Here is an 18,508-nt window from a genome sequence, read left to right as displayed (position 1 = left end):
CAAGGGGGAAACGGGAGATGAAAGGAGAGCGTCATTGGATCATTCCGGACGGATTTATCCCGCCGGCAAGCTCAGGCAGTCTGACGAGCCATGAATCGATATGCGTCTTAAATTGCAACGGGAAAGATGCACATCTTGCCATCACCGCCTTTTTCGAAGACCGTCCGCCGCTTGAGGGGATAGCCGAGACCGTCAAAGGAAGAAGAACAAAGCATATTCGCACAAGCTCGCTTCAAGCATCGGGAGAACGGATTCCTGAAAATGTTCCGTATGCCATCGAAATCAAAAGCGATGTACCCGTGATCGTCCAGTACAGCAGGCTGGACGCCACCCAGCCTGAGCTGGCTTTAATGTCGACGATGGCGTATCCGCTAACAACAAACAGGGGGATGAGTGTACATGAATGATCGTATTTACGCCGCATTTGAACAGCAGCAAAAAGACAGAGGGATCAATCTGTATGAAGTAAAAGAAAAAAATGAAAGCGCTTAAAATAGAAACGCCTTCATGGGGATACGGCGACTCGGGTACGCGCTTTAAAGTCTTTCAGCAGGAAGGCGTGCCGAGGAACCCATTCGAAAAAATGGAGGATGCAGCCGTCGTCCATAAGCTGACCGGCGTTTGTCCGACCGTTGCGATTCATATTCCGTGGGATCAGGTTGACGATTATTCCAAATTAAAAGTGCATGCCGAAGAACTCGGAATTGCAATCGGAGCAGTCAATCCGAACCTGTTCCAAGACGATGATTATAAATTCGGAAGCATCACAAACGCAAGCTCCGCTATTCGCAGAAAAGCGACCGCCCATCTGCTTGAATGCATCGATATCGCAAGGCAGACGGGGTCAAAGGAATTAAGCCTCTGGCTTGCCGACGGAACCAACTATCCCGGCCAGGCGGACATCAGAAAGCGGAAGCACTGGATGTATGAATGCCTTTCTGACATGTATGCTGCGCTTGAAGACGACATGCGCCTGTTGATCGAGTATAAATTTTTTGAACCGGCTTTTTACCATACCGATCTGGCGGATTGGGGAATGGCTTACAATCTCGCTCAAAAGCTCGGCCCGCAGGCTGAAGTGCTCGTAGACACCGGCCACCACGCCCAGGGCGTAAACATTGAACATATCGTCGCTTATTTGCTCGATGAACGCCGTTTGGGAGGCTTTCATTTCAACAGCCGCAAATACGCGGATGACGATTTAATCGTCGGTGCGCACAATCCGTATGAGCTGTTTCTCATTTTTTATCAAATTTTGGATGCTTTACAGGACTCTGACCAACATGTCAGGAAAACAGCCGAAAACATTGCATATATGCTTGATCAGTGCCACAATCTTGAACCGAAAATTCCGGCGGTGATCCGCTCGGTCATGAATGTGCAGACATACTATGCAAAAGCGCTTCTCATCAACTATGACGAAGTCAAAAAGGGGCAGGAAAAAGGTGATGTACTCGCTTGCGAGGCGGCCGTCCGCGAAGCGTTTGAAATCGATGTCAGACCGCTTCTGTATGCGGTGCGTGAGGAGATGAACGTTCCGGCCGAACCGCTTGCAGCTTATCAGGAAAGCGGATATGCGGATAAAATTCTGGCGCGCGGCAAAGGCGGTGCAAGCTGGTGACGATCCTCGCGTTTGATCTTGGGGCGGGAAGCGGCAGAGCCTTCAGCGGGCATGTCGACGGCGGACTGATTAAAGCGGAGGAAATCCACCGTTTCCCAAATCAGCCTGTGCAGGCGGGACGGCACCTTTATTGGGACATTCTCCGCCTTTTTCACGAAATCAAGCAAGGCATCTTAAAAGCGAAAAACGATTGCGGCCGCATCAGCTGCATCGGGATCGATTCGTGGGCGGTCGATTTCGGCCTCCTCGATCAAAACGGGGAGCTTTTGGGCAACCCATATCATTACCGCGATCCCCATACTGACGGTATTATGGAAGAAGTATTGGATGTCCTCGGCAAGGAAAAGATATTTTCGCACACAGGCATTCAGCTTTTGCCATTTAACACAATGTATCAGCTTTATGCGCTGAAAAAAGCAAAACCGTCCCTTTTGGAACGGGCAGAGACGCTTTTAATGATTCCCGATTTGCTGCGCTATTTTCTAACAGGCGAGAAAAAAAGCGAATTTACAAATGCAACGACGACCCAGCTTTTCAATCCGAACACCTCGGGCTGGGATTGGGAGCTGATCAGCCTTCTCGGTCTGCCGGCTGCGATTTTTCCAAAAGATTTCCTGAAGCCTGGCGATGAAGCGGGGCGGCTCATGCCGTCTGTATGCGAGGAACTGGGCGTCCCGGCAGCTCCCGTCATCGCCGTCGGCGAACATGATACGGCATCGGCTGTTGTAGGCATTCCCGCCGAAACAAAGGAATTCGCTTACTTCATTTGCGGGACGTGGTCGCTGATCGGGACCGAGCTTGATAAGCCGCTTATGACACAACAGGCGCTCGATTGGAACTTCACAAATGAGGGCGGCGTCGGCGGGACGTACCGCCTTTTGAAAAACATTATGGGGCTGTGGATCTTTCAGCGCTGCCAGGCGGATTGGGAGAAAGACGGAAAGCGGTATGCGAGCGGGGAGCTTGTGAAGCTTGCCGGACAGGCTGACGGGTTTAGGTCATGGATTGACCCGGATCATGAAATGTTCCTCAATCCCGTCAATATGCCTGAGGCGATCAAAGACTTCTGCCGAAAGACGGATCAAAACGTTCCGGAAACACCGGGTGCGATCATCCGCTGTGTGCTGGAGAGCCTTGCGTTGAAATACCGCTTTATCCTGGAACGGATCGAGGCGTTGACAGGGAAGGAATACGAGGGGCTTCACATGGTTGGTGGCGGCATTCGCAATGAACTGCTTTGCCAGTATACAGCGAATGTATTGGCGAGAAAGGTTTGGGCGGGTCCTTCCGAGGCGAGTGCGATCGGCAACATCGCGGTTCAGGCGATCGCACTCGGGATGTTTTGGGATGTTTGGGATGCGAGGCGGGCCATCAAGAAATCCTTTTCCCAAAAAACGTACGCTCCTAAAGATACAGCGGCCTGGGAGAAAGCGTACCGGCATTTTACAGAGCATATTTTAGGCGCTGCTGCCGGCGGAAAGCGTTAAAAACGTTTCCCGGTTCGGCGCTTATGCGCTATGATGGAAGAAACAGTGATTTTGCGTAGAGGAAGGAAGTAAAGGATGCTTGTAGCTGAAAGACATCAAAAAATCGTCGAACTTGTCAATCTGCGCTCGAGCGTACGCGTCACAGAATTGAGCGAGCTCTTTTCCGTGACGGAAGAAACGATCAGGCGCGATTTGGAAAAGCTTGAGAAAGAAAACAAGCTGAAAAGAAGCCATGGAGGGGCAGTCAGCGTACAGACAGAAGAGCCTGAAGTGCATTTTCGGGAGCGGGAAATTACGAATGTTGTCGAAAAAAAGATGATAGCCTATGAAGCGGTCAAGCTCGTAGAAAGCGGCGAACGGATCATTCTCGATGCCAGCACAACGGCGTGGTATATGGCCAAAACGCTGGAGAACATCCCTCTTACCGTTATTACCAATTCCGTCAGGGTGGCGATGGAGCTAAGCAAAAAGGACAAAATCACGGTGATCTCAAGCGGCGGGATGCTGCTTCCGCAATCGATGTCATTCGTCGGGCCGCTGGCGGAGAGATCCCTTGAGATGTACCATGTGAATAAAACCTTCATTTCGTGCAAAGGCGTCGACCCTGCAAGCGGACTTAGCGATTCAAACGAATGGCAGGCCCTTTTGAAAAAGCGGATGATCGATATCGCCGATCAAACGATTGTCATGGCGGACAGCAGCAAATTCGGCAAGCGGGCGTTTTCGCAAATCGATCAGCTTCGGGATGAGCACATGATTATTACCGATTCCGGCATCGACAAAGAATCGCTTGCCGCATTGAAGGAAAAAACAGAAGCCGTCACAATTGTCGGCTGAGCACTTGGTTTTCAAAAAAGGCGCGAATTGGTTACAATAAAAGGGAAAATAAGAAAGGAGATGTTTTTGATGGCAAAAAAGGTATTGATTGTGACAGGTGACGCTGTCGAAGCGCTGGAAGTGTATTATCCGTACTACCGCTGTTTGGAAGAGGGCTTTGACGTAACGATTGCTGCGCCGAAAAAGAAAAAAATCCATACGGTCGTCCACGACTTCTTAGATTGGGATACATACACCGAAAAAACGGGCTATTTAATTGAGGCGCACGCATCGTTTGACGACATCGCCCCTTCCGAATACGACGGCATCATCATTCCGGGCGGCCGCGCGCCTGAATTTATCCGGATGTATGACTCATTGTTAAAGATCGTCGCCCATTTCTTTGAGGAAAATAAGCCGGTCGGCGCCATTTGTCACGCAAGCCTGATTTTCACCAGCTTGAGAGAACATCTGAAAGGACGCGAGCTGACGGCTTACATTGCCTGCAAGCCTGAAGTCGAAGCATCAGGCGCGACGTATATCGAAGAAAAGCTGCATGTTGACGGGAACCTTGTTTCAGGACACGATTGGTCCAATCTTCCCGAGTTTATGAGAGAATTTTTCAAACGCCTTAGAGGATAACCCCGAGCATTTGGGGTTATCTTTTTTAGACACGATCTGTGTTTACGTTTTATAATAGTATCATCGGTACAATTGGAAAGAATAATGAAAGTGAGGTGTCCCAATGTCGGAACATAAGCTGAATCCGAAAAGCTCAAAAGAAAAAGAGCAGATCACAAACCGGTTAAAAAGGATCGAAGGGCAAGTCAGGGGCATTCAAAACATGATTGAAAACGACCGCTACTGCGTCGATATACTCGTGCAAATTTCTGCGGTTCAGGCCGCGATGCAAAAGGTGGCGTTCAGCCTGCTGGAAAATCATACGCATCATTGCGTGGCCAATGCGATTCAAAGCGGAAAAGGCGAAGAAGCCATCGAAGAGCTGCTTGATGTATTTAAACGGTTTTCAAAATCGTGATGAAGAATGTTCTCTTTAAATACCCTACAGGGGTATGGTAATCTGTAATTGAGCAACATCAGAAAACCTTAGGGAGGTATTTGAATAATGGAACAAAAAACGCTTGATGTAAAAGGAATGTCCTGCAACCACTGTGTTCAGGCGGTTGAAGGAAGCGTCGGAAAATTGGCCGGCGTCGAATCCGTCAAAGTCGATTTGGCCGGCGGAAAAGTTGATGTTTCATTTGATTCTGCTAAAGTATCACTGAAAGAGATCGCTGATGTGATCGAGGATCAAGGGTATGATGTCGAAGGATAAGGGAAAACGCGCGCTTTTCAAGCGCGGTTTTTTCTGCTGAATATATACCCGATAGGGGTATATAAGGAGTGAACGATATGAGCGAACGCAAAGAAGCTACACTTCAAATATCAGGAATGACGTGCGCCGCGTGTGCGGCCCGAATCGAAAAAGGCTTAAAAAAGCTTGACGGGGTTGAGGATGCAAATGTGAATTTGGCGCTGGAAAAATCGAAAATCGTCTATGACCCGGCGCAAATCGGAGTCGGACAGCTGGCTGAAAAGGTTGAATCGCTCGGCTACCGCGTACCGGCCGAAAAAGCCGAGTTTGCGATTTCGGGAATGACATGCGCCGCCTGCGCGAACCGGATCGAAAAACGGCTGGAAAAACTGCCGGGCGTAGAGAGCGCACCTGTCAATTTTGCCCTTGAAACAGTGTCGGTTGCATATCTTCCCGGAGCCGTGACTGTCGATGATATGAAAGAAGTTATCGAAAAGCTCGGCTACAAGCTTGAATTAAAAGAAGACCAAAGCGCGGACGGCGCTCTTGAGCAGCGGAAAAAAGAGATTCAGCAACAGACAGGAAAATTCATTTTTTCCGCGATTTTGTCTTTTCCGCTGCTTTGGGCGATGGTCAGCCATTTCAAATTCACGTCATTTATTTGGCTGCCCGGCATGCTGATGGATCCGTGGGTGCAATTGGCCCTGGCTACGCCGGTACAATTGATCGTCGGCAGACAGTTTTACGTCGGCGCCTATAAAGCGCTGCGGAACAAGAGCGCCAACATGGATGTCCTCGTCGCGCTCGGGACGTCGGCAGCTTATTTTTACAGTCTTTATATAAGTATTGCAAGCCTCGGAACCAATCGGCATCCGGAGGGTCTCTATTATGAAACAAGCGCGATCCTGCTGACGTTGATCGTCTTGGGTAAGCTGTTTGAAGCGAAAGCGAAAGGCCGTTCATCCGAAGCGATCAAGAAGCTGATGGGGCTGCAGGCCAAAACAGCGACCGTCATCAGAAACGGCGAAGAAATGACAGTGCCGATCGAACAAGTGCTGGCAGGCGACATCATGCTTGTCAAACCGGGAGAAAAAATTCCGGCTGACGGAGAGATCGTCGAAGGCCGCTCAGCGTTGGATGAATCGATGATTACCGGTGAAAGCATCCCCGTCGACAAAGCGGCTGGTGATAAAGTCATCGGCGCTACGATGAATAAAAACGGCTTTTTGAAAATCAAAGCCGAAAAAGTAGGGAAAGACACGGCTTTAGCGCAGATTATCAAAGTGGTCGAAGAAGCGCAAGGATCAAAAGCGCCGATTCAACGGCTTGCCGACCGGATTTCCGGGGTCTTTGTGCCGATTGTCGTCGCGATTGCCATCATCACGTTTTTCGTCTGGTATGCGTTTGTCAGTCCCGGCGAATTCAGCACGGCGCTTGAAAGTCTGATCGCTGTGCTCGTCATCGCATGTCCGTGTGCGCTCGGGCTGGCAACGCCGACGTCGATTATGGCTGGTTCCGGACGGGCAGCCGAATACGGCATTTTGTTTAAAGGCGGGGAGCATTTAGAGACGGCTCACCGCATCGATACGGTCGTTCTCGATAAAACGGGAACGGTCACAAACGGAAAGCCGGAGCTTACGGATGTACGCCCTGCATCATGGCTGAATGAGACCGAGTTTCTCAAATTGGCCGGCTCGGCTGAAAACCGTTCCGAGCATCCGCTTGCCGAAGCGATCGTTGAAGGTGTCAGACAAAAAGGGATCGATATCATCGATGCAAGCAGCTTTGAAGCGATACCCGGATACGGTATTAAAGCAACCGTCGGCGAACAGCAGGTGCTGATCGGGACGAGACGCCTTTTCGAACGGCAGGGGATCGATGTCTCAAGCGTTCTCGGCGAGATGGAGAAGCTCGAAGGACAAGGGAAAACGGCGATGCTTGTGGCCGTCGGCGGCCGGTATGCTGGATTGATTGCTGTGGCGGACACGATCAAGGATACGTCAAAAGAAGCGATCAAAAGGCTCAAAGGTATGGGGCTTACGGTCGTCATGATCACCGGAGACAACCGCCGGACGGCTGAAGCGATTGCCGCCGAAGCGGAAATTGAGCATGTGGTAGCCGAGGTGCTCCCTGAAGGGAAAGCGGAAGAAATCAAAAAGCTTCAAGCACAGGGGAAAAAAGTCGCGATGGTCGGCGACGGCATCAATGATGCACCCGCCTTGGCGGCGGCCGATACTGGAATGGCGATCGGCACAGGGGCAGATGTCGCAATGGAAGCGGCTGACATTACGCTGATCCGCGGCGATTTAAACAGCATCGCCGACGCGATCATGATGAGCAAGCTCACGATCAAAAATATTAAACAAAACCTGTTCTGGGCGTTCGCTTACAACAGCATCGGCATTCCGTTCGCCGCGCTCGGATTTTTGGCCCCGTGGGTTGCCGGCGCTGCTATGGCGTTCAGCTCTGTATCGGTTGTTCTCAATGCCCTCAGACTGCAAAAGGTGAAACTCGATTGGAGGAATCCATCTTGAAAAACAGAAACGTGCTGATCTGGGGCGTTTCGGCGATCGTTTATATCGGGCTTGTGATCGGCGTGTACAGCATGTTTTCAGGCTAAATAGAGAATAAAAGAAAAACAGGCGCGCGAAACAAGCGGGCCTGTTTTTTGTTTGTACCGTTAATATCTTCCGTTGCTCATGCACATATTGATTTTTTCTTCGACGATCTTTTTCATCGCTTCTTTCGCGGGAGCCATATATTTTCTCGGATCGCTCGCATCGGGATGTTCGTTTAGAAAACGGCGCAGCTTATCGGAAAACGGGATTTTTAATTCTGTCGCGATATTTACTTTGGCACACCCCAGTTTGATGCACCTTCGCACGTCTTGTTCAGGAATGCCTGATGCGCCGTGCAGCACGAGCGGGATCGAGACGCGTTTTTGGATGTCGGCCAGCCGGTCAAAATCGATTTTCGGCTCTGACGCATAAAGGCCGTGGGCAGTGCCGATCGCAACGGCCAGCGAGTCGATCCCTGTCCTGTCGACAAATTCCTTCGCCGCATCCGGATCGGTGTAATACGCGTCCGCTTCATCCACGACAAGATCGTCTTCCTGTCCGCCGAGCCGTCCGAGCTCCGCTTCGACGGTGGCGTCTTTTTGCTTTGCATACTGAACGACTTTCTCTACGATTGCGGCATTTTCTTCAAACGGATGATGGGAAGCATCGATCATCACAGACTTCGTTCCCAACCGCAAAGACTCGCGAATATCATCGATTTCTTCGTGGTGGTCAAGATGGAGGGCGACCGGGATCGTGCAGCGCGCTGCTGCGGTCTCTGCAATCGCCTGGATGTAATCGCGGCCGGCATAGCTGAATGTTCCCGGTGTAGCCGCAAGAATCACGGGAGACCTGAGGGCTTCCGCCGTTTCTGTCACAGCCTGCACGGTTTCGAGATTATGAATGTTGAAGGCTGGGACAGCATAGCCGTTTGTCTGTGCGTCCAGCAGCATTTTCTTCGTATTTGTCAGCATTCCGATTCCTTCTTTCTTAAAAGAATTTAAGATAAATAGCTTGCGATGGTGTGCTGGATGTCTTCAGAGCTCTCCGCCTTGAGCAGAAGTTTCCTCACGTCTTCGTGAACGAGCATGCGGGACAGGGATGACAACAGATTCAGATGCGTGCTGTTCGCCTCGGCATCAGGGACGAAAAGCGCAATGATAAACGTGACTGGGCTTCCGTCAAGAGAGTTCCATTCGATCCCTGTTTCATTTTTGATGATCAATACGGCCGGTTCTGTGATATCCTCAAGCTTTGCGTGAGGAATGGCGAATCCGTCGATAAAACCGGTCGTGCTTTCTGATTCCCGTTTCAAAAGTCCGTGAACGACGGCTTGTTTTGTTGCGGCAACCCCTGATTCGAAAGCAATCTGAGCGAGCCGGTCAAAAGCTTCGGCTTGCGTGGACAATGTTTCATGTAGATAGATGTGTTCTTTTTTAAAAAAAACTGCTGTGTTCATGTTCGATCAGCCTTTCTCCGTTTTTTCATATATCCGTTTTTGATAAAAGCCGTACAAGAATGCCCCGATGAGCGATCCGATGATAATCGACAGCACCCATTGAAACGCTCCGTTTACGACGGGAAGGACGAGGAATCCGCCGTGCGGGGCCGGGACTTGAACGGCGAACGAATACGTTAAAATGGCCGATACCGACGAACCGATCATCAAAATCGGGATGACAGGGATCGGTTTTTTTGCGGCGAACGGGATTGCACCTTCGGTAATATGGGTGGCGCCGAGTATAAAATTGACAAGGCCCGCATTCCGGTCCTGCTGGCTGAAATACTTCCGGAAAAACAAAGTCGCAAAAGCAATGACGAGGGGCGGTGTGATGCATGCGGCTGAAACGCCTGCCATAAAATATTGGTTCCCTTCGGCAAGCAGCGCGGTGCCTGTGACGTACGCCGCTTTATTGACCGGTCCCCCCATGTCAAACGCGGACATACAGCCGATGATAAGGCCGAGAATGACGGGGTTCGCTCCTTGAAAATCGGCTAAAAAATCCTTCATGCCTTCATTGATGGCGGTCATCGGCTCCACTAATACGAACATTACGGCTCCGATAAGGAAAATGCCGAGAACGGGATAAAGAAAGATCGCTTTTAATCCTTCAAGAGATTGCGGCATGTTTTTCAATACATAGGATAGGCCGAAGATGATCAGCCCGGCTAAAAACCCGGAGACGATTCCGCCCAAAAAGCCGGCTCCGCCCGTGCTTGCGATCATTCCGCCGATAAAGCCGACGATCAGACCGGGGCGTTTGGCCATCGAATCGGCGATATACGCCGAAAGGATCGGAACCATCAGCTGGAAGCCGAAGGCCCCCGTCTTGTTTAACAGTTCGGCAAACGCATTGTAGCTTGGATGCTTAGGATCGGCAGAATGGATGCCGAAGAGAAACGAAAGCGCGATCAACACCCCGCCGCCGACGACAAACGGGAGCATGTGGGAAACGCCGTTCATCAAATGTTTATATATTTTCCGCCCCGCCGAACCGGACTCGCTGACATTGATGTCAGCTTCCGTTTTTTCGGCTTCTTGCTTGCCGTAGACCGGCGCTTTTCCGTCGATAATCGTCTGAATGAGCGCCTCCGCATCCCGGATTCCGCGGGCGACGGGAACGTCGAGGACGGGCTTGCCTTTAAAACGGTCGGCGCCCACATCCTTGTCCGCGGCAACGATTACACCGTCGGCCTGTTTGATGTCGGCAGCCGTCAGCTCATTTTGGACGCCGACCTGGCCGTGGGTTTCCACTTTGATGTCGACGCAAAGCTTCGCGGCGGCCTGTTTTAAAGCCTCTTCCGCCATAAACGTATGGGCGATACCGGTCGGACAGCCTGTCGCAGCGATGATTTTGATGTTTGCCATGCTGAAAACCTCCTTTATAAATGGGTGATCCTGATTTGTGAAACCGTCTCATCGAGCCTGGATAAATCGCCGAGCCCTTTTGAAAATGCCGTCAGCGCTCCTGCGGCAGACGCCTGTTTTAAAGCGTCTTCAAGAGGCATGCCGAGCTCCTGTTTGCCGATGAACACTGCCAGCATCGCGTCGCCCGCACATGCGGTATTGACGACTTTGCCTTCGGCGGATGTCACCTTTAATGTCTTGCTTCGGTCAAAATATATTGCGCCGTCTTTTCCGCGGGTGACGAGGACCCGCTCGGCTCCCCGGGTGAGAAGCTTGCCTCCGTAACTGATCACTTCTTCTTCTGACAACGCTTTCTTTTGTCCGAAAAAAGCGGCCAGCTCCTGTTCGTTCGGCTTGATCAGGTAAGGGCGGTACGGAAGGCAGTCGAGAAGCGCCGGCGAGCTGATATCCAACACGAGCTTTATCCTCCGCGTTGCGGCAATGTCGGAAAGAACAGGATAAATGCTTTCCCGGATGCCTTTTGGAAGGCTGCCGGAAATGAATAAAAAATGCCCTGAGGGAATCTTCCGTATTTTATCAATCAATTCTTGCGTCTTGGTTTCTGATATGAACGGGCCTTTGTTGACGATTTTGAATTCGCGGTCTGAGTTGATAAAAATATTAATCCGGGAAATGCCGTCAACCTTTACAAAATCGGTCGCGATGTTTTCTCTCTTCAGCTCATCTTCGATAAATCGCCCCGTGAACCCGCCCGTAAAGCCGAGCGCCGTATTGTCGAGGCCGAGGCGCTTGAGCATAAAAGAAATATTGACGCCTTTTCCGTTTGGCTGGTAATCTTCATCTTTCGTGCGGTTGACAATATCGGGAAGCAAATCGTCTGTTTCAACAAACAGATCAACGGCGGTATTCATCGTGCATGTATAGATCATGTTGTTCCCCCCTTTATCTATGACTTCACAGACATTATGTCACAGATAAAAGGGGGAATGTTTACAGGTTGTGTAAAGGTTTTCATCAAGACGTTTCATGCGATGTGCGAATCACGTATGAATCGAGCATAATGCGGGAGAGGACTTGCAGGGGCAGGCGGGAGCGGACTTCATAATCAGGAAAAAACGATTGTTCTCCTTTGAAACCGATGAGTACGATCTCCGACAGTTTGGCGAGCCGCGAGTCGACTCTCGTCGTCAATGTGATAGAAGAGATCGATTGCACTTTGAAATTTGTAGCAGCTTCGACCAGTTCTTCCGTTTCGCCGTTCAATGAGACGAATAAGCCGAGATCCTTTTTGGTGAGCGTTTTCGATTTGCCCCTGATGATGTTCGGATCGCTGTGCATCTCGACGTTTTTTCCGAGCAGCTGAAGCTTGATGGTCATCTCTGTGCCGATCATTTCAGACAAGCCTCTTGCAAAAATATATATTTTGTCGGCATTGCTGATTTTTTGAATGGCATCCTCAATAAGACCGATATCGAGCATTTTGATCGTGTCGAGAACCTCCCGTTCATTTTTGAGCACAGCCTGTTTGATTTGGCTGTCGATGTCATCCATGAGGGGAGTATGTCCGAGCTGATGACTTTCCTTTAATGCATATTTAAAAGAAGTGTATCCGTCATAGCCAAGCTTTTTCATTAACCTGACGATCGTGGCTGTTGAAACATTGGCATTTTCGCTTAATTTGACGATGGACTGGGTTGAGATCAGGTCAAGGTGCTGATAAATATACTCAAGCAGGTGCCGTTCCGAATCGCTGAGCGTATGATATGTGTCAGAAGTCATTTGAAACAAGCCGTCTTTCATGTTCAAAACCCCCTTTTATAGTCATATTGTATCAGTTTGAAAGGGGGAGAAGGCGAAAAAAACAAAATAAAAACCCGGTGCTAGCGGATGTCTTCGGCATACGGGCTGTTTCGCTTTCGCGTCCCCGACAGAACGGCGGATTGCACATGGTTTGCGCACTCCTTGTCCTAGCCGGTGCGTTCGGCCATCATGCCTGCATCTCCTTCTATTACACATTTGTCAAAGATTTGCTGCAGCGCTGAAGGCACTCCAGGCACGCTATGATGCATTCAGCATAGGATTCATTTTCCGTTTCTTGTGCCTGGTACCCTGCAAAAGCGTTTCTGCAAAAGAAAAAACCTGCTGTTAAAGCAGGTTGTCACCCGGCGAGTCCTTTATGGATGCGATCAATGTTTTCTTTCATCATTTTATAATACGAATCTCCCGCCTCACCCGGTTTGCCGATGGAATCGGTAAATACTTTTCCTTTGATCGGCACGCCGGTTTCGGCTGACACGCTTTCCATGCTGCGCGGATCAACGCTTGTCTCTACGAATAAAGCCGGAACCTTCTTTTTCTTCACCGTGTCGACGATTTTTTTCATCTGCCCAGGAGTGCCTTCGTTTTCTGTATTAATTTCCCAAATATACCGGGCGTCCACACCGTATGCCGAAGCAAAATATTTAAAAGCGCCTTCGCTTGTCACGAGGATGCGGCGATCTTCCGGTAGGTCCTTAAAGCGGTCTACCGCTTCGTCGTGGAGCTTTTCGAGCTTTTCGATATATGCCACAGCGTTTTTTTCGTAGTCTTCTTTATGGGCGGGGTCGTTTTTCATCAGCGCATCACGCGCGTTTTTTGCATATTGAATCCCGTTTTGAATGTCGAGCCAGGCGTGCGGATCTTCTTCCGTTTCTTTCCCTTCAGATGTGAGGTGCTTTGCCTGAACGCCTTCGCTCAGCTTGTAGACAGGGGCGTCATCGCCCGCTTTTTCGGCCGTTTCAAGGAGCTTCGTAAACCAGCCGTTTCCTGTTTCGAGATTAAGGCCGTTGTAAAAAACAATATCGGCATCCGCCGTCTTTTGGACGTCTTTTGGCAGCGGGTCGTATTCGTGCGGATCGGTGCCGACAGGGACGATGCTGTGCAAATCGATGTGACCGCCTCCGACGTGTTTGACAATGTCATACAGGATCGAATAGGTGGTCACGACCTTCAGTTTTCCGTTTTCTCCACTGCTGCTTTTTGAGGAGCAACCGGCGGCGAGAAGCAGAATGACGGCTGCCAGAATCGCTAATTTTCGCTTGAACTTCATGTTTGGATTTTCCCCCTTTGTTTTTAGATTAATTTTGGAGCGCCGCTCTTTTTCTTCTTGTTTTCAACGACCTCCACAGGATGCCTTGTGTTGGCGAAAACATAAAGGCGAGGCCGAACAGGATCGTAGCAACCAGCACGATCGCCGCTCCTGATGAAAGGTTGTATGTGTAGCTCAGTCCAAGGCCGATGACCGCTGACAAAGCGCCGAAGAAAGCGGCCAAATAGATCATCACCCACAGCCGGTCGGTCAATAAATAGGCGGTCGCGGCAGGAGTGATCAGCATCGCCACGACGAGAATGATGCCGACGGTCTGGAGCGATGCGACCGTCACCATCGTCAAAAGCGCCATTAAAAAGTAGTGGATCAGACGGTTCGGCAAACCGTAGACGGCGGCCATCGTCGGATCAAACGAGGTGATCAAGAGCTCTTTGTAGAACAGAAAGACGGCTGAAAGGATCACGATCCCGATCGCAAGCGTGACCCACATATCTGATGAACGGACGGCCAGAACGTTGCCGAATAAAATGTGATACAGGTCGCTTGAGCTTTTTACAAGGGTGATCAAGATGATGCCGACCGCGAAAAAGGCCGTAAATACGATGCCGATGGCCGAATCGTTTTTGATCCGGCTGTTTTGGCTGACATAGCCGATCCCGAGTGCGGTCAGGATGCCGGTAAACACGGCTCCGAAGAAAAAATTGACACCGAGCATATAAGAGATCGCGACACCGGGCAGGACCGCGTGCGAAATGGCGTCGCCCATAAGCGCCATTCCGCGCAGGATGATAAAACAGCCGATCACCCCGCATATGACGCCGACCATGATCGACGTGAACAGCGATTTTTGCAAAAAAGAGTATTCCATCAGACCGTTTATGAATTCCATCAGATCGCCCCCCGTTTCGTCTGGAGAAATGGAAGCTGGGCTTCATAGGCTTTCATCATGACTTCAGGATCGAGAATGTCTGAGACAGGGCCTTTTTGAATCAGCTTTTTGTTCAGCAAGATCAGTTCATCGAAGTAGCTGTCCGCTTTCGTCAGATCGTGATGGACGACGAGGACGGTTTTTCCTTGGTCGCGCAGCTCCTTTAAAATCGCGACGATCGTCTCTTCGCTTGTCACGTCAATGCCGACGAACGGTTCATCAAGGCAAAACAGCTCGGCTTCTTGAGCGAGCGCCCGCGCGAGAAACACGCGCTGCTGCTGTCCGCCCGACAGCTCGCCGATCTGGCGCTTTGCGAAAGCCTCCATCCCGACTTTTTCCAAGCAGTGATGCGCCCAATCTTTGTGGCGTTTTTTCGGACGGCGGAGAAGCCCCAGCTCAGGGTATGTGCCGAGTAAGACCGTATCGAGGACATTGATGGGAAATGTCCAATCCATGTCATTTCGCTGGGGAACATAGGAGACGCCCTTGCGAACGTTTTTCAAAGGTCTTTCAAGGAGACGCACTTCGCCTTTATCTCTCGGAATCAAATCGAGTATCGCTTTCAGAAGCGTCGATTTGCCGGCGCCGTTCGGCCCGATGATTCCGGCCATTTTCCCTTGTTCGATCGAGAAATTGATACTTTGAAGCGCCTCAGTGCCGTGGTATGACACGTATAAATCCCTAACGGTGAGAGCGTGTTTCATAGCTTTGTAGGAACTCCTTTCGGTGTGAAATTATCTTTATCCAATAATTTTAGCTTGGCAACTCTTTTGTTACCTTAGGACATTTTTTTTACCTAATGCAACTTTTACTTGAATTTTAATACAGATCCTTCGACTTGTAAAGTTCAAAAATTTCTAAATAAAGGACGAAAGCCATGCAGGAAGCGCTGCATGGCTTTGTAAATTTTTTCTTCACCGGTGAAATTGAAACGTATCAAGCGCCGTTTTTCCTTTAAAAACGAAATAAACGTCGCGGGTGCCTGTCGTTTTGGAGAGCTGGGCTTTGATGGTTTTCCAGTTTTCAAGGCCGGAGGTGTCGGGGACGTTCAGCGAACCGATCTTTTTCCCTTTCACCGGGCGATCCAGATAAATATCGATGTTTCCGCCGCCTTTGCTTGACACAGCAGCTTCAAAGCGCTTTTCTCCTTTCAAGCGTACATGGCGGAAGGCGATCCAGGAATTTTCTGTTTCGCTTCTTCCGTGATCCGAACGCCTTCATAGTCATCGTAATTTTCGGCTTTCGTCTTTTGGCGCAAATGTCGCTTTGGAATGTCTTCGCCGTGAACCGGAATTCGTTTCGTCAGGCGGATATCCTTTGAGGAGCTGCCGATATTGATGCTGTATGGGCCTTTTACGACGGCAAATTTTTCTCTTGTCACGTCCCAAAAAGCGAGATCCGTTTGCTTTAGCTTAAATGTGACCGTTTTCGTTTCGTCAGGCGAAAGGGTGATGCGCTGGAAGCCTTTTAAGTCCTTCCTCGGCTGTTTGACCCTTGTTTTAAAACCGGGCGCGGTATAAAGCTGAACGACTTCATCGCCTGTTCTCTTTCCCGTGTTTGTGACCTTGAAGCGAATCGTGACGGTTCCGCTTTTTTTAAGGCTTTCCGGGGAAACCGTCAAGCCGTGATAGCGAAACGATGTATAGGACAATCCGTGGCCGAACGGATACAGCGGCCGTCCGTCAAAATATTTATATGTCCGCTTCCCTTTCATAATGTCGTAGTCCATCATATCGGGCAGATCCTTGACGGATGCATGCCACGTCTGCGTTAATCGCCCTCCGGGGGCTTCATCGCCGAAGAGGATGCCTGCGAGCGCACTGCCTGCTTCCTGTCCGCCGTGTGCCGTATACAAAATTGCGGGGACGTGTTTATCGGCCCAGTTCAGCGCGAACGGATAGCTGCTTGTCACGACGAGCACGGTGTTCGGATTCGCTTTTGCGACGGCTTTTATGAGCTCTTCCTGGGCGGGAGGGAGTGCGATGTCATTGCGGTCCTGGGTTTCCCTGCCGTTGATATAAGGATTGTTTCCGGCAAACACGACGGTCTTGTCGGCTGCTTTTGCCAATTCCGCGGCTTCCTGGACTGCGGTTTTGACGACGGTTTTTTCGAATTTTTCCGCCGCTGTCAGAGGTGCATCGGCGGAGGCCGTTAGTGTTCCGTCTGTCTCGGCTTTGATGTATTTGCCGTTCGCGGTGTTTTTCATGGCGTACGTCCCGTCAGGCTGTTTTTCAAGCTGAAAGGTTTCTTTGACCGTCCAGCCGTTTGGTTGCTTTTGGTCGGGTATTAAGCGGCCGTCATCCTGAAGCGATACGTAGCGGCCGTTCGCTTGGGCGCGAAACGTGTGTACGCCGTCTCCCCAGTCGGCCAAATCGAATGTTTCGTGTTTTTTCAATTCAGACGCATCTGCTGTGAGCGGCTTTTTTCCGTTTTGATCCGCTGTTACGAATTTTCCCGTCAGCACCGATTTGAATCCGCTCTGTTCGATTCCTTCCGCGAAGGAGACGCGTTTTTCGCCGATTTTGTCTGTTATGCCGTCAAGCGGGGTTACTTGATAAGGCATCGTCCCGCTGTACCAATCCTCATAGAGCACATTCCCGAACGGGCCGATCACCGCGATGTTTTCATCTGCACGAGGGTTGAAAGGGAGCAGTTGTTTGCTGTTTTTGAGCAGCACGATCGATTTTTCCGCGGTTTTTTTCGCAAGCTTTTGGTGCGCCGGGCTGTTGATGACGTCATCTGTCAGGCGGCTGTACGGACTCAGCTCATCGGGATCGAATTCGCCCGTGCGGAAGCGGATGCTGAACGTGTTTTTCAAGGCATGATCCAAATCTTTTTCAGAAATCAGCCCTTTTTGTATGGCACCCGTGAACGCGCCCTTTGTCAGCGCGGGATTTTCTCCCTGGTCTGTGAAGTTGTCGATCCCCGCTTTCAGAGCATGTGCGTGTGCTTCTTCGTGATTGTCGTAATAGCGGTGATCATTGACGATCCCGGACGGGTCAAACGCGTCGCTGACGATAAAGAAGTGCTTTCCCGCCCACTTATTTTTGACGGTGTTTTTTAGAAGCGGACTTAAAATGGCGGGCTTATCATTGACCGAATTGTAAGCGGGCATCAAGCCGTATGCAGCTTTTTCAGAAATCACCGTTTGAAACGGCTTGATGTAATATTCGTGCAAATTCCGAGGATCGATGCTGGAAGAGCTGAAACCCCGGTCTGTTTCATTGTTGTAGCCGAGAAAATGCTTCAATGTTGGAACCGTTTTCAAATAAAAGGGGTGGTCGCCCTTTAAGCCTGACGCATAGGCGGATGCTATTTTTCCGGTTAAAAAAGGGTCCTCTGAATAGCCTTCTTCATTTCTTCCCCATCTCGGATCCCGCAGCAAATCGACGACAGGGGCCCATACATTGACCCCGTTCGCTGCAGGATGAAGATGGTGAAACCCGCGGACTTCATCTCCGACCGCAGAGCCGGCCTGCTTGATCAAAGCCGGATCCCAGGTGTGCGCAAGGCCGACAGCCTGGGGAAAAACGGTCGCTTCTCCGAGCCAGGCGACGCCGTGCAGCGCTTCTGTACCCGTTTTGAAAGCGGGGATTCCGAGGCGGGGAATCGCAGGCTGATACTGGTGCATGAGCGATACTTTTTCATCAGGCGTAAGCCGCGATACGAGGTCTGCAACCCTTTTTTCCACGGAAAGGCCGGGGTTTTGAAACGGGTAGTCGTACGCCGGCTCCGGTTTAGCCGCCGCGGGGTGCGGCAGGCTGAAACCGAGGGCGGAAACGATGATGCATACCGCTGTTATGCGGACTTTTTTCAGCATGGTTTC

Annotated in this window: 17 protein-coding genes and 1 pseudogene; 8 read left to right on the top strand and 10 right to left on the bottom strand. The window is 50.5% G+C overall.

Annotated features, from left to right (window positions below; all coding sequences use genetic code 11):
* Nucleotides 1-17 precede the first annotated feature (17 nt).
* The 8 genes and pseudogenes from NSQ39_RS16690 (at nucleotide 18) to NSQ39_RS16655 (ending at nucleotide 7,773) form a co-directional block, all read left to right on the top strand.
* A complete protein-coding gene (locus NSQ39_RS16690) occupies nucleotides 18-407 on the top strand; it encodes a sensory rhodopsin transducer (protein ID WP_175075495.1) in 390 nt (129 codons plus the stop codon).
* Nucleotides 400-1,621: pseudogene (gene rhaI, locus NSQ39_RS16685) on the top strand (L-rhamnose isomerase). Before NSQ39_RS16690 ends, rhaI begins: the two are co-directional and overlap by 8 nt.
* Nucleotides 1,618-3,108, top strand: coding sequence for an FGGY-family carbohydrate kinase (locus NSQ39_RS16680; RefSeq protein ID WP_175075494.1), 1,491 nt, complete (start codon nucleotides 1,618-1,620; stop codon nucleotides 3,106-3,108). Before rhaI ends, NSQ39_RS16680 begins: the two are co-directional and overlap by 4 nt.
* Before the next feature lie 75 nt (nucleotides 3,109-3,183).
* Nucleotides 3,184-3,945 (top strand): DeoR/GlpR family DNA-binding transcription regulator, encoded by a 762-nt coding sequence (locus NSQ39_RS16675; protein ID WP_175075492.1) that lies wholly within the window; start codon nucleotides 3,184-3,186, stop codon nucleotides 3,943-3,945.
* A gap of 69 nt (nucleotides 3,946-4,014) precedes the next feature.
* Entirely contained in the window at nucleotides 4,015-4,566 is a 552-nt protein-coding gene (locus NSQ39_RS16670) for a DJ-1/PfpI family protein (protein WP_175075490.1), read from the top strand.
* Between the two features lie 103 nt (nucleotides 4,567-4,669).
* Nucleotides 4,670-4,963: a copper-sensing transcriptional repressor CsoR gene (gene csoR, locus NSQ39_RS16665; RefSeq protein WP_046129199.1), complete on the top strand. Its 294-nt coding sequence runs from the start codon at nucleotides 4,670-4,672 to the stop codon at nucleotides 4,961-4,963.
* Between the two features lie 87 nt (nucleotides 4,964-5,050).
* The gene (gene copZ / locus NSQ39_RS16660) at nucleotides 5,051-5,260 is read left to right on the top strand and encodes a copper chaperone CopZ (RefSeq protein ID WP_046129200.1); all 210 of its coding nucleotides are present in this window, start codon (nucleotides 5,051-5,053) and stop codon (nucleotides 5,258-5,260) included.
* Nucleotides 5,261-5,337: 77 nt separating this feature from the next.
* Nucleotides 5,338-7,773 (top strand): heavy metal translocating P-type ATPase, encoded by a 2,436-nt coding sequence (locus NSQ39_RS16655; protein WP_175075488.1) that lies wholly within the window; start codon nucleotides 5,338-5,340, stop codon nucleotides 7,771-7,773.
* 146 nt (nucleotides 7,774-7,919) lie between these two features.
* Here NSQ39_RS16655 and NSQ39_RS16650 read toward each other — a convergent pair whose 3' ends face one another.
* The 10 genes from NSQ39_RS16650 to NSQ39_RS16605 all read right to left on the bottom strand — a co-directional run bounded on the left by NSQ39_RS16650 (nucleotide 7,920) and on the right by NSQ39_RS16605 (nucleotide 18,502).
* Nucleotides 7,920-8,771, bottom strand: a complete 852-nt coding sequence (locus NSQ39_RS16650; RefSeq protein WP_175075487.1) for a tagatose bisphosphate family class II aldolase — start codon at nucleotides 8,769-8,771, stop codon at nucleotides 7,920-7,922.
* Nucleotides 8,772-8,797: 26 nt separating this feature from the next.
* On the bottom strand, nucleotides 8,798-9,256 hold the full coding sequence (locus tag NSQ39_RS16645) for a PTS sugar transporter subunit IIA (RefSeq protein ID WP_046129203.1): 459 nt from the start codon (nucleotides 9,254-9,256) through the stop codon (nucleotides 8,798-8,800).
* A gap of 6 nt (nucleotides 9,257-9,262) precedes the next feature.
* Nucleotides 9,263-10,666: a PTS fructose transporter subunit IIC gene (locus NSQ39_RS16640; protein WP_175075486.1), complete on the bottom strand. Its 1,404-nt coding sequence runs from the start codon at nucleotides 10,664-10,666 to the stop codon at nucleotides 9,263-9,265.
* Between the two features lie 14 nt (nucleotides 10,667-10,680).
* Nucleotides 10,681-11,595 (bottom strand): 1-phosphofructokinase, encoded by a 915-nt coding sequence (pfkB, locus tag NSQ39_RS16635; RefSeq protein WP_175075485.1) that lies wholly within the window; start codon nucleotides 11,593-11,595, stop codon nucleotides 10,681-10,683.
* Between the two features lie 85 nt (nucleotides 11,596-11,680).
* Nucleotides 11,681-12,466, bottom strand: coding sequence for a MurR/RpiR family transcriptional regulator (locus NSQ39_RS16630; RefSeq protein WP_046129206.1), 786 nt, complete (start codon nucleotides 12,464-12,466; stop codon nucleotides 11,681-11,683).
* 358 nt (nucleotides 12,467-12,824) lie between these two features.
* Nucleotides 12,825-13,754 (bottom strand): metal ABC transporter substrate-binding protein, encoded by a 930-nt coding sequence (locus NSQ39_RS16625; RefSeq protein WP_175075484.1) that lies wholly within the window; start codon nucleotides 13,752-13,754, stop codon nucleotides 12,825-12,827.
* Between the two features lie 28 nt (nucleotides 13,755-13,782).
* Nucleotides 13,783-14,643: a metal ABC transporter permease gene (locus NSQ39_RS16620; protein WP_175075483.1), complete on the bottom strand. Its 861-nt coding sequence runs from the start codon at nucleotides 14,641-14,643 to the stop codon at nucleotides 13,783-13,785.
* A complete protein-coding gene (locus NSQ39_RS16615; protein WP_046129209.1) occupies nucleotides 14,643-15,386 on the bottom strand; it encodes a metal ABC transporter ATP-binding protein in 744 nt (247 codons plus the stop codon). Before NSQ39_RS16615 ends, NSQ39_RS16620 begins: the two co-directional genes overlap by 1 nt.
* Before the next feature lie 210 nt (nucleotides 15,387-15,596).
* On the bottom strand, nucleotides 15,597-15,836 hold the full coding sequence (locus tag NSQ39_RS16610; protein WP_236809545.1) for a carbohydrate-binding protein: 240 nt from the start codon (nucleotides 15,834-15,836) through the stop codon (nucleotides 15,597-15,599).
* The gene (locus NSQ39_RS16605) at nucleotides 15,833-18,502 is read right to left on the bottom strand and encodes a glycoside hydrolase family 3 C-terminal domain-containing protein (RefSeq protein ID WP_236809544.1); all 2,670 of its coding nucleotides are present in this window, start codon (nucleotides 18,500-18,502) and stop codon (nucleotides 15,833-15,835) included. Before NSQ39_RS16605 ends, NSQ39_RS16610 begins: the two co-directional genes overlap by 4 nt.
* Nucleotides 18,503-18,508: the final 6 nt, after the last annotated feature.

This window comes from Bacillus sp. FSL W8-0848 (genome assembly GCF_038007805.1).
Taxonomy (GTDB): Bacteria; Bacillota; Bacilli; order Bacillales; family Bacillaceae; genus Bacillus; species Bacillus glycinifermentans.
Note: the sequence above shows the minus strand (reverse complement) of the source record. Positions and strands in the feature narration are given on the sequence as shown.

Coding starts and splice junctions, on each gene's coding strand:
- NSQ39_RS16690 (WP_175075495.1), top strand. CDS start 18: ATGAAAGGAGAGCGTCATTGGATCATTCCGGACGGATTTATCCCGCCG.
- NSQ39_RS16675 (WP_175075492.1), top strand. CDS start 3,184: ATGCTTGTAGCTGAAAGACATCAAAAAATCGTCGAACTTGTCAATCTG.
- NSQ39_RS16670 (WP_175075490.1), top strand. CDS start 4,015: ATGGCAAAAAAGGTATTGATTGTGACAGGTGACGCTGTCGAAGCGCTG.
- csoR (WP_046129199.1), top strand. CDS start 4,670: ATGTCGGAACATAAGCTGAATCCGAAAAGCTCAAAAGAAAAAGAGCAG.
- copZ (WP_046129200.1), top strand. CDS start 5,051: ATGGAACAAAAAACGCTTGATGTAAAAGGAATGTCCTGCAACCACTGT.
- NSQ39_RS16655 (WP_175075488.1), top strand. CDS start 5,338: ATGAGCGAACGCAAAGAAGCTACACTTCAAATATCAGGAATGACGTGC.
- NSQ39_RS16650 (WP_175075487.1), bottom strand. CDS start 8,771: ATGCTGACAAATACGAAGAAAATGCTGCTGGACGCACAGACAAACGGC.
- NSQ39_RS16645 (WP_046129203.1), bottom strand. CDS start 9,256: ATGAACACAGCAGTTTTTTTTAAAAAAGAACACATCTATCTACATGAA.
- NSQ39_RS16640 (WP_175075486.1), bottom strand. CDS start 10,666: ATGGCAAACATCAAAATCATCGCTGCGACAGGCTGTCCGACCGGTATC.
- pfkB (WP_175075485.1), bottom strand. CDS start 11,595: ATGATCTATACATGCACGATGAATACCGCCGTTGATCTGTTTGTTGAA.
- NSQ39_RS16630 (WP_046129206.1), bottom strand. CDS start 12,466: ATGAAAGACGGCTTGTTTCAAATGACTTCTGACACATATCATACGCTC.
- NSQ39_RS16625 (WP_175075484.1), bottom strand. CDS start 13,754: ATGAAGTTCAAGCGAAAATTAGCGATTCTGGCAGCCGTCATTCTGCTT.
- NSQ39_RS16620 (WP_175075483.1), bottom strand. CDS start 14,643: ATGGAATTCATAAACGGTCTGATGGAATACTCTTTTTTGCAAAAATCG.
- NSQ39_RS16615 (WP_046129209.1), bottom strand. CDS start 15,386: ATGAAACACGCTCTCACCGTTAGGGATTTATACGTGTCATACCACGGC.
- NSQ39_RS16605 (WP_236809544.1), bottom strand. CDS start 18,502: ATGCTGAAAAAAGTCCGCATAACAGCGGTATGCATCATCGTTTCCGCC.